The 14,023-nt window shown below is 56.8% G+C and carries 12 protein-coding genes and 1 other RNA gene; 11 read left to right on the forward strand and 2 right to left on the reverse strand.

What is annotated here, in order from left to right; translation table 11 throughout:
• The first annotated feature begins 296 nt into the window (after positions 1-296).
• The gene (locus tag QZ511_RS01655) at positions 297-644 is read left to right on the forward strand and encodes an outer membrane protein assembly factor BamE (protein ID WP_295797996.1); all 348 of its coding nucleotides are present in this window, start codon (positions 297-299) and stop codon (positions 642-644) included.
• Positions 645-658: 14 nt separating this feature from the next.
• On the opposite strand, the gene QZ511_RS01660 is transcribed toward QZ511_RS01655, so the two are convergent.
• Together QZ511_RS01660 and QZ511_RS01665 are read right to left on the reverse strand one after the other, a co-directional pair.
• The gene (locus tag QZ511_RS01660) at positions 659-1,009 is read right to left on the reverse strand and encodes an RnfH family protein (protein WP_295797999.1); all 351 of its coding nucleotides are present in this window, start codon (positions 1,007-1,009) and stop codon (positions 659-661) included.
• Positions 1,006-1,446, reverse strand: coding sequence for a type II toxin-antitoxin system RatA family toxin (locus QZ511_RS01665; protein ID WP_295798005.1), 441 nt, complete (start codon positions 1,444-1,446; stop codon positions 1,006-1,008). The genes QZ511_RS01660 and QZ511_RS01665 overlap by 4 nt, the downstream gene beginning before the upstream one ends.
• A gap of 194 nt (positions 1,447-1,640) precedes the next feature.
• On the opposite strand from QZ511_RS01665, the gene QZ511_RS01670 reads away from it, so the two are divergent.
• The 10 genes from QZ511_RS01670 to QZ511_RS01715 all read left to right on the forward strand — a co-directional run bounded on the left by QZ511_RS01670 (position 1,641) and on the right by QZ511_RS01715 (position 13,257).
• Complete coding sequence (locus QZ511_RS01670; RefSeq protein ID WP_295798007.1) at positions 1,641-3,068, forward strand: sodium-dependent transporter; 1,428 nt, start codon at positions 1,641-1,643, stop codon at positions 3,066-3,068.
• A gap of 9 nt (positions 3,069-3,077) precedes the next feature.
• Positions 3,078-3,557 carry an SsrA-binding protein SmpB gene (gene smpB, locus QZ511_RS01675; protein ID WP_295798010.1) on the forward strand — a complete coding sequence of 160 codons (480 nt, stop codon included), beginning with the start codon at positions 3,078-3,080 and terminating at the stop codon, positions 3,555-3,557.
• A 76-nt stretch (positions 3,558-3,633) separates the two neighbouring features.
• Entirely contained in the window at positions 3,634-4,980 is a 1,347-nt protein-coding gene (locus QZ511_RS01680; RefSeq protein WP_295798011.1) for a sodium-dependent transporter, read from the forward strand.
• A 161-nt stretch (positions 4,981-5,141) separates the two neighbouring features.
• Entirely contained in the window at positions 5,142-6,551 is a 1,410-nt protein-coding gene (gene rlmD, locus QZ511_RS01685; protein WP_295798015.1) for a 23S rRNA (uracil(1939)-C(5))-methyltransferase RlmD, read from the forward strand.
• Between the two features lie 132 nt (positions 6,552-6,683).
• Positions 6,684-7,072: a transfer-messenger RNA gene (gene ssrA / locus QZ511_RS01690) on the forward strand.
• 187 nt (positions 7,073-7,259) lie between these two features.
• Entirely contained in the window at positions 7,260-8,492 is a 1,233-nt protein-coding gene (locus QZ511_RS01695; RefSeq protein WP_295798018.1) for an integrase arm-type DNA-binding domain-containing protein, read from the forward strand.
• Positions 8,493-8,591: 99 nt separating this feature from the next.
• The gene (locus QZ511_RS01700) at positions 8,592-9,500 is read left to right on the forward strand and encodes a hypothetical protein (RefSeq protein WP_295798019.1); all 909 of its coding nucleotides are present in this window, start codon (positions 8,592-8,594) and stop codon (positions 9,498-9,500) included.
• Positions 9,501-9,853: 353 nt separating this feature from the next.
• Positions 9,854-10,219, forward strand: coding sequence for a hypothetical protein (locus tag QZ511_RS01705; protein WP_295798021.1), 366 nt, complete (start codon positions 9,854-9,856; stop codon positions 10,217-10,219).
• A complete protein-coding gene (locus tag QZ511_RS01710; RefSeq protein WP_295798024.1) occupies positions 10,216-12,633 on the forward strand; it encodes a DUF3631 domain-containing protein in 2,418 nt (805 codons plus the stop codon). The genes QZ511_RS01705 and QZ511_RS01710 overlap by 4 nt, the downstream gene beginning before the upstream one ends.
• Before the next feature lie 123 nt (positions 12,634-12,756).
• The gene (locus tag QZ511_RS01715) at positions 12,757-13,257 is read left to right on the forward strand and encodes a terminase small subunit (RefSeq protein ID WP_295798025.1); all 501 of its coding nucleotides are present in this window, start codon (positions 12,757-12,759) and stop codon (positions 13,255-13,257) included.
• The last annotated feature ends 766 nt before the right edge of the window (positions 13,258-14,023 follow it).

Raw genomic sequence — 14,023 nt, forward strand, 5'->3', positions numbered from 1 at the left:
GGACAGTTCGGGTATTATCCATGCCCAGCCGATACAGCGGAACCCCAGATCATCATCTGGCCACTGCGCCCAATCCCTCGAGAAACGCCATGTTACCGGGAATGCCTTCCCAGGGAACTCACGGGCTGGGACTTTGTCGCACTATACGCAACAAAAGCAACAGGCTGGCGCCGGAGAGCGGGTGTGGTCTATCCTCTCGCCCCTGTTACCGAGATGACCGGTCAGATAGCAGCTATGCTGACCCGGAGCTGACCCGGACAAACTGGATCAAATAAAAATTCAAGATGGAGCATTCAATGCCATCAGTTGTACGAATTCTGGCCATTGCCGCCCTCTGTAGCCTGTTCACTGCCTGCGGCATGATTAAATTCCCCGGCGTGCACCGCATCGAGGTTCAGCAGGGCAACATCATCACCCAGGAGATGGTGGACCAGCTCAAGCCCAACATGACCCGCCGCCAGGTGCGCTTTGTGCTGGGCACCCCGCTGGTGGAAGACACCTTCAACCCCAACCGCTGGGACTATATCAACCGGGTGCGCAGCCCCAAGGGTGAAGTCACCCAGAAGCGCTTCACGGTGTACTTCAACGGCGAAATGCTGATTGCCACCAGTGGCGACTGGCAGCCCGCAGGCTGGCCGCGCTAAGCGCCAGTCTTTCCCTAGCCAGCCTTGCCCTCGCCGGCCTTTTCCATCGCCTGCCGCTTGGCTTTCTCCGCGCGCTGCTTGCGCGCTTCCTTGGGATCGGCGATCAGCGGGCGGTAGACCTCTACCCGGTCCCCCGGCTGCAACACGTATTCCGATGCCACTGCCAGCCCCTTGGTCCCCAGGGCCTGGCCAAAGATTCCCAGTTTGGCGCTGGCCGGATCGACCTCCGGGTACTCCCGCGGAATCCCCGACAGCTCCAGTGCCTGCAGCGCCGTAGTCCCCGGCTCCACCAGCAGGCTCATCAGGCGCTGTTCGTGGGGCAGCGCGTACACCACCTCCACCGCAATGGTCTTCTTGTTGCTCATGATTCGGCTCCGTAAATCTGTTTCGCCCGCTCGCACATGGCGTCCACCATCTGGTTGGCAATACCGCTGAACAGTTTGCCGGCAGCGGCCCCCAGCAGGCGGTTCTGCACGCTGAACTGCAGCGAGAAGGCCACCTTGCAGGCGTTCTCCGCCAGCGGGGTAAAGGTCCAGCTGCCGCTGAACTCGCTGAAGGGGCCGTCCACCAGCACCAGGTCCATGCGCTCCGGCCGGAACAGCCGGTTGCGGGTGACAAAGCTCTGGCTGATGCCGGCGCGGGACAGGTCCAGCCGCGCCTCCAGGGTCTCCGCGTCCCGCTGCAGGATTTCTGCACCCCGGCAGCCGGGCAGGAACTGCGGATAACTGGCAACATCGTTTACCAGGTCAAACATCTGCTCTGCGCTGAACATTACCAGCGCGCTGCGTTCAATATTCGTCATTGATCAAACCTTGCCCGACAACCGTCTCTATCTTGCCTATCTTGTGGGTAACCGGGCGATTTTGGCCACTGACGCTACTCAAGGCGGGTAATTCCTGCAACAATCGGCACCTTTATCGGCGCCGCGGTAACCTCTCGGTCCCGCAGCCACAACAATCGTTCTGGCGACAAGAATAACAGGCAAGCGAGAAGATTATGTCCGCAGCAAGAGAACATTTTGGCTCCCGTCTCGGGTTCATCCTGGCCGCCGCCGGCTCCGCCGTCGGTATCGGCAACCTGGTTTCCTTCCCGGTGGCGGCCACCAAAAGTGGTGGCGGTGCGTTTCTGGTGGTGTATGCCCTGTTTGTGTTTTTCATCTGCCTGCCGGTGATGATGGCCGAGCTGGCGCTGGGACGTAAGTCCGACAAGGACCCGGTGGGTGCCTACCGCCAGCTGTCCGGCGGTTCACACCTGTGGCGGATTCCCGGCTGGATGGCCCTGATCACGCCGTTCATGATCGCGGTGTTTTACATGGTGGTAACCGTGTGGATCCTCGGCTACCTGGTAGAGACCCTGAAGGGCAACCTGGACCTGCTGACCACCGAAGCCTACTTCGGCGAGTTTATCAATTCCAAGTCCGTGTTCTTCTACCTCATTGCGCTGATGCTGATCATCAACGGGGTGCTTTCCATGGGGGTCAGGGACGGTATCGAGCGCGCGGCCAAAACCCTGATGCCGATGCTGTTTGTGATGCTGGTGGCGCTGGTGCTGTTCGTGCTGACCCGCGAAAACGCCATGCTGGGTGTGAAGTACTACCTGGTCCCGGACATGTCGAAACTGAGCTCTGAAGTGATCAGCAAGGCCATGTCTCAGGCCTTCTTCTCCCTGTCGCTGGGTATGGGGATCATGATCACCTACGGTTCCTACATGAAGAGACGCGACTCGGTACCCGGTTCCGCCCGCGCGGTGGCCGTTACCGATACCCTGGTGGCCTTCACCGCCGGCCTGCTGATCCTGCCGAGTATTTTCCACTTCAACCCGCATATCGACACTGCCACCCTGAGCGACTCTTCCGCCGGCATGATCTTCCTGTTCCTGCCGAAAATCTTCCTGTCACTGCAGGACAGCATCGGCTATGCGGGCGCAAGCATCTTCGCCGCCGCGTTCTTTTTCCTGGTGTTTATCGCTGCGCTGACCTCACTGGTTTCCATCATCGAGGTACCGGTAGCCACCCTGCGCGACGAGCGCGGCATGTCGCGCAAGAAGGCCATCTACACCATCGCCGCGGTGCAACTGGTGCTGGCGGTGGGCTGCGCCATGTCCTTCGGCATGGCGGGCTGGTTGACCCACTTCGTCACCCTCGCCGGCAGTGAAAAATCCTTTTTCGACTTGGTAGAAATCCTGTTTTACGACACCATATTGCCCCTCAATGGCCTGCTGGTGTGTATCTTCGTGATCTACAAGTGGAAGCGGGCCAACTTTGACGCTGAGCTCCAGGTGGGCGACGAGAGCTTTGCCGGCTCCCTGTCGCAGAAGTACGTCAACTTCTCACTTGGAACCTTTATCCCCGCGATTCTGTTGCTCGTATTCATCAACACAGTGCTGCTGAAGTTTTTCGATACGAGCCTGTTCAATTTCATTTAAGTTGTATTCATGGCGAAGAAGAAAAAGGCCCCATCCTCGAACACCATTGCCCTCAACAAGAAGGCAAAGCACGATTACTTTATCGAAGAGAAGTTCGAGGCGGGCCTGGAATTACAGGGCTGGGAAGTGAAATCCTGCCGCGAGGGCAAGGCCCAGCTCACCGACAGTTACGTGCTGTTCAAGGACGGCCAGGCCTGGCTGCTGGGTGCGCGCATCCAGCCGCTGGCCAGCGCCTCGACCCACTTTGTCACCGAGCCCGACCGCACCCGCCGCCTGCTGCTGAACAAGCGCGAGATCGCCAAACTGGTGGCGGCGGTCAACCAGAAGGGCTACGCCTGCGTGTGTACCGCGCTCTACTGGAAAAAGCACCTGATCAAGTGCGAGATCGCGCTGGCAAAGGGCAAGGCCTCACACGACAAGCGTGAGACCGAGCGGGAAAAGGACTGGAACCGTCAGAAGCAGCGCCTGATGCGCAGCGACAACCGCTGATAGTGGTTTTCCCCGGCGCCTGCCTGCAGGCGCCCGCGACGCAACCTTTTACAGAAGAATAATTACAGGATTTATCATGAGTGCTCCGCGAGGACAGTTCAGCTCCAACCTCGGCTTCCTGATGGCCGCTGCCGGCTCTGCCGTCGGTCTCGGCAATATCTGGGGTTTCCCCACCAATGTGGCCGCCAACGGCGGTGCCGCCTTTGTGATTTTCTACCTGGTAATGGCATTCTTGCTCGCCTACCCGGTACTGATGGCGGAACTCACCCTCGGCCGCCACGCGCGCCGCAACATGGTGCAGGCCCTGCGCGGCATTGCCACCGGCCCGGTCAGCAAGGGTGTCGGTACCATTGCCGGCTTCTCGGGCATTGTCGTCGCGTCCCTGATCCTCAGCTTCTACGCCATTGTCGCAGGCTGGATGGTCGCCCATTTGGCGGATCCCTTCGCGCAGCTGTTCGGCGCCGGGCACACCGCTGAATGGCTCACCGGCGACAGCGTTTCCCGCAACTTCACTTTCACCGCGATTTTCAGCGGCCTCACCATGCTGATCATCGCCAGTGGTGTGGAAAAGGGAATCGAGCGCTGGTCCACCCTGCTGATGCCGACCCTGATCATCCTGCTGCTACTGCTGATCGTGTATGTGCTGACCCAGCCCGGCGCCATCAAGGGACTCGAGGCCTACCTGATCCCGGACTTCAGCAAGCTGTCACCGCAGCTGCTGCTCTCCGCCATGGGCCAGGCGTTCTTCTCCCTCTCCCTGGGTGTGGGCACCATGCTGATATACGGCTCCTACCTCAGCAAGCAGGAGAGCCTGCCGCGCCTGGGCGCGCTGGTTACCCTGATCGACGTCGGCATCGCGTTTACCGCCGGCCTGCTGATCCTGCCGGCCATGTATGTGGCCCAGGAAGCCGGCACCCAGATTTATTCCGCCAGCGGTGACCTGATTGCCGGTCCCGGCCTGATCCTGCAGGTACTGCCCGCACTGTTCGACACCATGGGCACCAGCGGCCTGTTCGTGGCGATGGCCTTCTTCGCGCTGATGGTGATCGCCTCGCTGACCTCCTCCATCTCCATGCTGGAGGTGCCGGTGGCCTTCTCCATCGAGAACCTGGGCCTGCAGCGTCGCCCCGCCACCCTGCTGATGGGCCTGGTCATCTTCGCCATCAGCAGCGTGATCATCTTCAATTTCGAAAGCCTGTTCGGGCTGGTAGTCTCCATCAGCACCGAATACGGCCAGCCGCTGCTCGGGGTAGTGCTGTGCATCTTCGCCGGCTGGATCTTCCGCAAGGACCAGCTGTTGAGCGAACTGAAAGAGGGCCACCCGCATATCGAACGGACCCTGTTCTGGAAAATCTGGCCCTGGTACGTGCGCATCGTCTGCCCGCTGCTGATCCTGGCCGCGTTCGTTCAGACCATTATCTGATTACTCTCCCCCCGGCCGCGGAATGCCCCGCGGCCGTCTTTCCCGAATATCCCTATCTTCTTTCATCCCGGCCATAAACGCGCAATTCTGCCCGCTGCGGATTATCATTGCCGCCCGCTCGTCTACCATAACCCCAGAGTACGCCGGAAGCCGCCGCAAAGATGCCAGCCAGACGCCCACCATTCCCCAGCAGTAAATCCCGCAAACCCGTGCCGCCAAAGCGCGCAACAAGGGGCACAACCAAGCCCCCGGCAAGCACGCCCACGGTAACCATCGACGCACTCAGCCACGAAGTGCGCGGCATCGCGCGCCTGGACGGCAAGACCCTGTTCGTGGACAACGCTCTACCCGGGGAGACCGTCAAGATCCGCTACCTGGCGCAGCGGGCCAAGTTCGATGACGCCATCGCCACGGAAATTATCGAGAGCGCGCCGGAGCGCCAGGCACCGCCCTGCCCCCACTTCGAGCAGTGCGGTGGCTGCGCCATCCAGCATATGCAGCCCGACGCGCAGATCGCCGCCAAGGAAAAGATCCTGCTGGACCAGCTGCAACGCTTTGCTGCTGCCAGCCCCGCCGAAATACTGCCGCCGCTGAGCGCAGACATTGCCGGCTACCGCCGCAAGGCGCGGCTCGGCGTGCGCTATGTCAAAGAGGCACACAAAAAGGGAAAGGCCAACAAGCCGCAACTGGTTCTCGGCTTCCGCGAAAAGCGCTCCAACAACCTCACCAATATCCACGAATGCCTGGTGATGCCGGAGACCTTTTCCAGCCAGATTCCCGCGCTGCACCAGCTCATCGAACAGTGCCGCGAAGGTAGGCACATCTCCCATATCGAAGTCGCCGTCGGCGAGGACACCACCGCACTGGTGGTGCGCCACCTCAGGCCCCTGCCGGAAACCGACCAGACGCTGTGGCTCGATTTCGTACAACAGCGGGGCTGGCAGCTGTACCTGCAGGCAGAGGACACGCCGCACAAGGTCTGGCCCGAGGACGGCGAGGAACGGCTCGGCTACACCCTGCCGGAATTCGACCTGACCCTGCAGTTCCATCCCCAGGACTTCGTGCAGGTCAATTTCGCCATCAACCGTCAGATGGTGCACCGTGCGCTGGAACTACTGGACGTGCAACCCCGCGAACGGGTACTCGACCTGTTCTGCGGCCTCGGCAACTTCACCCTGCCACTGGCGACCCGGGCGGCAACGGTAGTCGGGGTAGAGGGCGCCCTCGAACTCACCCAACGCGGCCGCGAAAACGCCCGGCGCAACCAGCTCGACAACGTGCAATTCCAGGCCGCAGACCTGACCGAAGACTTCTCCACCAGCCCCTGGGCCCGCGGCGGCTTCGACAAAATCCTGCTGGACCCGCCCCGCACCGGCGCCCTGGAAGTGGTGCGCAACATTGCCCACTTCCAGGCGCAGCGGATCGTCTACGTCTCCTGCAACCCCGCCACCCTGGCCCGGGACACCGCGGAACTTTTACAGCGCGGCTATCGTCTTAGTAAGGCAGGCGTAATGGACATGTTCCCCCACACCACCCACGTGGAGTCCATCGCCCTGTTTGAACGCCAATAGCCGAAAAGGTACCGGATGGTCACAAAATGTTTCCCCCACCCTATGGTGGCCCGAGACCTTCAGGTATAATGGCTTTACGCAAATGCGTTTCGTACTGACCAGTGAACAGAGCCTGTCCACTGAGTAGATTCCGGGGATGACTTGGATTCGACGCCGGTGACGAAACCATGGGTGCATGCCGTGAGGGTAGCGAATCACGTAAATCCAAAGCTGCATTTTATTAGTTGCCAACGACGACAACTACGGTGCCCAACTGGCTGCGTAAGCAGCCCGTAAAGCACTACTAAGGGTTCGCCCCTTAGCGGCCTCCAGCAAGGTGCCAGTACCGCGCTGTTGGCTGTCATACAGAACTGGATCGCCGTGAACCGTGCCTGTCGGGGATCAGTTAAAACTTTTACAGGGTCGCCAATTACGTCCTGCCCATCGGGCTGTATGCGGCTAAATCAATAGATGGATCTAAGCATGTAGAGCCTCTGGCAGAGTGCTGACGGACGCGGGTTCGACTCCCGCCATCTCCACCAAATTATCGTCTAAGACGATCTCAAAAAGCCCCGCAAACGTAGAGTTTCCGGGGCTTTTTCTTGCCTTTCTCGTCCCAGTTGATCTAACTTAACCCGTCCAAATCTAACCCCAAGTGGCCGGGTTTATGGACGGGTTGAGCCTACCGCCACCCTCCAACCCGTCCAAAGCAGCAGGAAGGCCGCAGCCATGCCGCTCTCAGACACCAAGATACGAGCGCTCAAGCCCCGCGAGAAAAAGTACATCGAGGCCGACGAGAAGGGACTAGCCGTCGAGGTCACTCCCACCGGGGCCAAGCGCTGGGTATTCCGATTCCGCCTCCACGGCAAGCGCCCTGAGATGGCGCTAGGGCTCTACCCTGATGTGACCCTTAAGCGGGCACGGGAATTACGTGATGAGGCGCGCCAATATGTAGCCGAAGGCGTAGATCCACGTGACGTGAAACGGGCTCGCAAGGAATCCGCCCTAGAGGCTAACCGCAACAGCTTTGCGGCGGTCAGTGAAGAATGGTTCTTAGCTAGGATGGCGCATCTGTCAAAATCGTCCAAAGACCGAGCCCAGCGCGCCCTAGACAGCGACTTGCTACCCTACCTGGGTAAACGCCCCGTTGCCGAAATCACCGCGCCGGAAGTACTGCGTTGCCTGCGCCGGATCGAGAGCCGCGGCGCCCTGGAAACCGCTCACCGCGTAAAGCGCGTAGCCAGCCAAGTATTCCGCTTCGCAGTGGCCACCGGCATGGCCGACCGCGATCCCACCGCAGACCTTAGCGGTGCCCTCACGCCCACCAAGAAAAAACACCTGGCGGCCATCACGGACCCCACAGAGGTGGGTCGCCTGATGGCTGCCATAGATGGGTATCAGGGTACCCCAGTAGTAAGAACTGCTCTCAAGCTGTCCCCGCTGCTGTTTTGTCGGCCAGGAGAGCTGCGCAAACTGGAGTGGTCGGAAATCAACTGGGAGGCCAGCCAGATAGAGCTGCCGGCTGAGAAAATGAAAATGGGCGAACCACACATTATTCCGCTAGCTGAGCAGGCCCTGGCGCTGCTGCGGGAACTGAAGCCCCTCTCCAGCCGCGGCAAGTACGTTTTCCCATCTGCCCGAGGCCTGAGTCGCCCCCTATCCGATAACGGCGTCAGAACGGCACTCAGGTCACTCGGCTACGACAACAACACCATGACGGCCCATGGTTTCCGCGCGATGGCCCGCACCCTGCTAGATGAGGTATTGGGCTTTCGCGTGGATTACATCGAGCATCAGCTGGCCCATGGAGTGAAGGACACACTGGGACGCGCATACAATCGCACCAAGCACCTACCTCAGCGTGCGGCCATGATGCAGAAATGGGCGGATTACCTTGAGCACCTGCGCGAACAAACTAGTGCTGGCAACGTGATTACCGTTCAATTTGGCACCCAGCAATGATCGAGCTGAAGCAACAAGGTTCGCACCTGAAGTGCTTCATAAGTTATCTGGAAACGCTCCATGAAATAGTGAGAAATGCGTGTAAAGGGGGTTTTACCTATGGCAAACGTTAGTGAGGAAGAACTGCTGGCGCAGATCGAAAATGAGTACGACGCTGAGCAAGCTATTAATGAAAAGGCGTTCGGCTACTGGGAAAGCAAATTATGGGAGATTTTTGACCCCGAAAAGCACTGGTTTGCTTCTGACGCTGTAAGGGCTGAATTTTTTCCGCAAGATTTAATTGAGCGATCCAGGAAATACCCTCATTGGGTTCCCACGGTTGTACTCATCACACTGCTAAACACACAGGAAGATGCTAAGCAATCACCAGAAACATGCAACCTAGCGAAAAGGCTTGCCGTTCTTGAACAGCTCTGCACGCATCCTGAAATGAAAAAGATCTGGCGGAGGCTCTTTAAAAGAAGGAAGTCTGGCGACCCTAGACTTGATCCTGCGGTTAACTCAATGGATCTTGAGATTTATCACGCACTGCACTTCCGAAGCCCATGGGAAGGAATAACACCTGCCGCGCGTAAAGCCGAGTATGAACAGATACTAAATCTTACAAAGCAATTAGCTGGGAAACTAGAAACTTATGGCATTAACAGGCGTACGCTTTCACTGTTTCCAGATAAAGCTCTCAACAGCATATTGGGGCCTAAATTCGAATTACACCCTGCTCGCATCAGCCAGAGCCCAACGATAGCCGCCCTCCTTGATCGACTACATGCCGATCTTGTTTCGAACCCGCCGCACGAAGAGATAGCACTTAAGACTGCAACAAAAAATGATTCTTTAACAATCTTTATCAGGCATTTGTCGATATTTTTTAATGACCAATACGGCAGTAATTTAATCGACAACCTAGCGAGTCTTGCCAAAGTGTTCTTTGGTGAAGATCTTACTGAGAGCCGCGTCCGAGCCATCGTGAAAGCTACTCCAGAGGGCGCAAAATATCGGCTGAAATAGCCTTCGAATTTTACGGGTCAAATATCTCCCTCAAGCCAACCGAAATTTTGCGTCTATTTTTTATACAGATAGTGTAAATAATCCGTATCGACCTTAGCCAACTCACAGAAGAGTCGATACATGCAAGCAAATTCAAACTATACCCAAACGATCACTCCATCAGCCATGTACCGGGCCCGTGACTGCGCCCGTTTTTTCTCGATTGGATTGTCAACCTGGTGGCACTGGTGCAAGACCGGCAAGGCCAAACGTGGCACTAAACTATCGCAGAAAGTCACATGTTGGGATGGCGCTTACCTACTGGAACTGAAGCAACAGTTAATCGCAGAAGCTCAGGGACGGGAGGGATAACCATGGAAAGAATCGAAACCGCCCCGGCACAGAGCGGCCCCGAAACAACAACTATCACCAGCAATAATAACAGAAAAGCCAAAGCCCCAACCAAACTGGAGCGTGTACTTACTTATCTAGCTACAGGCCGCAGCCTTCACCGCTTCGAAGCGGAACGCGAAGTGAATGACCACTGTCTCCACAGCACTATGAGCGACATAAAGCACAGCCTAGGCATTCCCTACCAAGTTAAATATGAAACGGTACCCGGCTGGGAAGGCCACCCTACCCGCGTAGCCCGCTACTGGCTCGATGCCGAAGCACAGGTGGAGGCCTGGAAGTGTGTTCATGCCATGCGCCGGAAACGCGGTGCGGGGGGAAGCAAGTGAGCAACAAAGATATACTTTCTGACTTCCAAAAAGCCATGGAAGAGGCTGGCATAACACCTCCCAACTCTCTGCTTGCGGACGGCGAGCTTCATCGCTTCTATGTGGAAGGAGATAAGCATGGTAGCAGTAACGGATGGTACATACTCCACCAAGGCAAAGTTCCAGCTGGCACCTTCGGGTGCTGGAAGCGAGATATCTCCGAAACTTGGTGCGCAAGGAACACTGGTGACCTGGCACCGGAAGAGCTGCGAACCCACCGGGTACGAATGGAAACCGCGAGACAGCAGCGGGAAGCCGCCCAAAGGGAGCGGCAGCGAGAAGCACGAGAAACCAGCCAGGCGATATGGGAAAGCGCATCTCAGCAAGTAGACGCGGATCACCCCTACCTCGCAGCAAAGGCGGTAACCGCCTTTGGCCTGCGCCAACTCCGCGGGCAGTTGCTAGTCCCAATCCGGGACGGTGATGGCACTTTGTGTAGCCTGCAAACTATCACGAAGGAAGGGAGTAAGCGCTACCGCTCAGGCGGTAAGAAACAGGGCTGCTGTCACATCATAGGCAAACCCCGTGAGCGACTGTACGTCTGCGAGGGATACGCCACCGGCGCTAGCATCCACCAGGCCAGCGGAGAGGCTGTGGCCGTAGCCTTTGACGCGTCCAACCTGAAACCAGTGGCCGAGAGCCTTAGGGCAAAGTACCCGACACTGGAACTCATCATTGCGGCAGATAATGACCACTCAACTGACGGCAACCCTGGCCTCCGCAATGCCACAGAGGCGGCTACCACCGTAGGTGCCCTGCTGGCTTTCCCCGACCTGTCCGGCGATGAAGGAACTGACTTCAACGACTTGGCAACGTTACGAGGGCTGGAAGCAGTACGAAAGACTCTAGAGGGGGCTCAACATCCGGGAGAAAACGAGCATTCTGCGGAGCAGGGGCACAACAGAAGCGAGGACGAGACCGAGATAGTGCGGCTGTCCACCCTATCGGACTTGGAATACGCCCGTCAGCGCAATGCGGCCGCCAAGACCCTGGGTGTGGGAGTGTCTTCCCTCGATAAAATGGTCAGGAAACTCAAAGCAACAGAGAAATACTCCGAGAGCACCGCCGACGCATGGGAAGTTCGGGACGGTATAGCCCCTTGGGACGAGGAAGTGGACGGCCGTCAACTAGCAGCGGCAATACTCGGCACCTTCCGCCGTTACTGCATTCTCCCAACCGGAGGGGATATAGCCCTGACCCTGTGGACGCTGGGGACCTACTGCTACAACGCATTCAGCATATTCCCCAAGCTGCTGTTCTCCTCACCGGAAAAGCGCTGCGGCAAATCCACCACAATGGACGCCCTCGCCAGCCTGGCCCACCGGGCACTGCCCACCTCTAACACCTCAGCCGCGGCGATATTCCGTGCGGTGGAAGAATGGGCGCCGTCTTTGCTGATCGACGAGGCTGATACCTTCCTGAACAGTAAAGATAACTCCGACATGGTTGGAATCATCAACTCCGGCCACCGCAAAAGCATGGCCTATGTACTACGGGTAGTCGGAGACGACCATAGGCCAAAGCGGTTCAGCACCTGGGCGCCCATGGCCATAGCCATGATCAAATCCCCTCGAGACACCATCAAGGACAGATCCATCACTCTTACCCTGCGGCGCAAGCTGGCAAGTGAAAAAGTTCAGAGGCTACCCGCTGATCTGCTGGAGCAAAGTCTCCCAATCCGCCGGCAGTGCCTGCGCTGGGCTACTGACCACTTGAAAGTACTTTCTTCAGCATCGACAAATGTGCCGGAGATAGGCAACGACCGGGCAGAGGACAACTGGCTACCCTTATTGGCCATTGCAGACAGCCTGGGGGGAGATTGGCCACTGCAAGCTCGCCACGCCATGTCTCAACTAGAAAGCCGGCAGGACGAAAGCCAGGACCCGGGCACAATGCTACTTGGCGACATTCACACAGCCTTTGAAGACGCCGGAGTGGATAGGTTGTTTACTCAAGAGCTGATCACCGCACTGGCGGATATGGAGGACCGACCCTGGTGCGAATGGCGTGGCGGCAAACCCATTACCACCCCAAGCCTATCCAAGCTGTTAAAACCCTACGACATAAAGCCGCGACAATTTCGTAGAGGGTATGACAACAAACGCGGCTACCAGCTGGCAGATTTCGCGGATGCTTTTGCTCGCTACCTACCCCCAGCCCTTACTCAAAGTGTTACACCGTTACAGGCCACGGATGACGGGATCTCAGGTGTATCAACCGGCAATGTTATCCCCCACCAAACCACTGAAGATGTTACACCGAAAGCGACGCGTGCTCGGCTTTGTAACGGTGTAACGCCTTTTAAGAGGAGTGCAAGAGAAAGAGCCGGAGATCAAGCGGATAACACCTCGCCCACGGAGGAACTAATTCTGTGAACGCACATGAGTTACTTCACAAACTGAGGGCACACGGTATTGCCCTGAGAAATTAAGGCTAAACGCTCCCACTGACCGACAAACGGCAGACAACTAGTTGATAAACACACTAAGGATACAATCATGAAGAAGCTGACCCACAAACAGGCCCTTTTTGTTCAAGAATTCCTTGTCGACATGAATGGAACACAGGCCGCGATACGAGCCGGATACAGTAGGAATACAGCTCAAGAAATCGCTTCCGAAAACCTATCAAAACCTATCATTGCGAACGCTATTGAAGAAGCCATGGCTGAACGTCTAAGACGCACGCAAGCCGATGCTGACGGCGTACTAAAGCGACTTCTTGAAATCGACCAGCTTGATTTGAGAGATCTCTTCGACGAAACAGGAAAGCTCAAAGCAATTCGAGAATGGCCGGACTCCTGGTGTAGAAGTATCAGCGCATTCGAAATAAAGATGTCTACAGAGGAGGAACCGGATACCGCAGCGCTTAAGATCAAGCTTCCGGATAAGTTGAAGAATTTAGAATTGATCGGTCGTCATGCGCAAATTGGCGCTTTTCGAGAAAATTCAGATGCAAAGTCGAGTATTGAAGACTTGATCGACGAACTGACGAACTAACGAACAAGTTCCACCCAAGACAACCATTCTGATGCATCAAATTGCCTGATTGTCTCTTGCTGGATATCGCGAGACCAGACGCGCACATGTCTACGACAACTAATAACTTAAAGCACTGTAAGGGAGAAATTTATAGCTAAGCAGGAAAAAATCCAGGTAAGAGGATGGGCAGAAGGAGGCGGTAATGCCCTCCTCTCTTACCAATTAACAGGTAACAGTAAGAACGACAGCTCCTCGAGCCCTATAAGTACAATCACTGCGCCCCAGAACTGCTCATTTTTTAGCCGCTTCGTTTCAGCACCAAAGTGCCTTTCGACAATCTGCCCTCAAAAAACCCTTGACCTTTGAGATAAACACCTTCGCGAAGACCAAAAACCACTCAATTAGGACCTTTGCCATCAACAGCGAGCCACGGAACGACAACCGCTTTTAATTCAACCTTGTTGAACGCAGGCGCTACTTTTATCCTACAGCAAGAATAGGTTGTTACGAGCCCAAACCGGGCATGACCCAACAGTCATGCCCAAGCAACCAAGCTGAACCTCACTGTCTGTATATTTTTTGGTCTCTCTATCAGAGAGCGGCTGGGCACTCAATCGGCGAGGTTAAGTAATGTAGCATCTCTATAGCTACGTGGGCGGAGTAAAAAGCCTTCGCAAAAGCGAAATCAAACATACAGGCCCAAAGAGAGTCCGGCTTAAAGACCGAATAACCTCAAAGCGCCTTCCGCACTTGACGATTTGTTTCGTGCAATCCATTTAGGTTG

The sequence above is a fragment of the uncultured Microbulbifer sp. genome (genome assembly GCF_913055755.1).
Classification (GTDB): Bacteria; Pseudomonadota; Gammaproteobacteria; order Pseudomonadales; family Cellvibrionaceae; genus Microbulbifer.

Coding starts and splice junctions, on each gene's coding strand:
- QZ511_RS01660 (WP_295797999.1), bottom strand. CDS start 1,009: ATGAGCAACAAGAAGACCATTGCGGTGGAGGTGGTGTACGCGCTGCCC.
- QZ511_RS01665 (WP_295798005.1), bottom strand. CDS start 1,446: ATGACGAATATTGAACGCAGCGCGCTGGTAATGTTCAGCGCAGAGCAG.
- QZ511_RS01695 (WP_295798018.1), top strand. CDS start 7,260: ATGCCGCTCTCAGACACCAAGATACGAGCGCTCAAGCCCCGCGAGAAA.
- QZ511_RS01680 (WP_295798011.1), top strand. CDS start 3,634: ATGAGTGCTCCGCGAGGACAGTTCAGCTCCAACCTCGGCTTCCTGATG.
- QZ511_RS01705 (WP_295798021.1), top strand. CDS start 9,854: ATGGAAAGAATCGAAACCGCCCCGGCACAGAGCGGCCCCGAAACAACA.
- QZ511_RS01700 (WP_295798019.1), top strand. CDS start 8,592: ATGGCAAACGTTAGTGAGGAAGAACTGCTGGCGCAGATCGAAAATGAG.
- QZ511_RS01715 (WP_295798025.1), top strand. CDS start 12,757: ATGAAGAAGCTGACCCACAAACAGGCCCTTTTTGTTCAAGAATTCCTT.
- QZ511_RS01655 (WP_295797996.1), top strand. CDS start 297: ATGCCATCAGTTGTACGAATTCTGGCCATTGCCGCCCTCTGTAGCCTG.
- rlmD (WP_295798015.1), top strand. CDS start 5,142: ATGCCAGCCAGACGCCCACCATTCCCCAGCAGTAAATCCCGCAAACCC.
- smpB (WP_295798010.1), top strand. CDS start 3,078: ATGGCGAAGAAGAAAAAGGCCCCATCCTCGAACACCATTGCCCTCAAC.
- QZ511_RS01670 (WP_295798007.1), top strand. CDS start 1,641: ATGTCCGCAGCAAGAGAACATTTTGGCTCCCGTCTCGGGTTCATCCTG.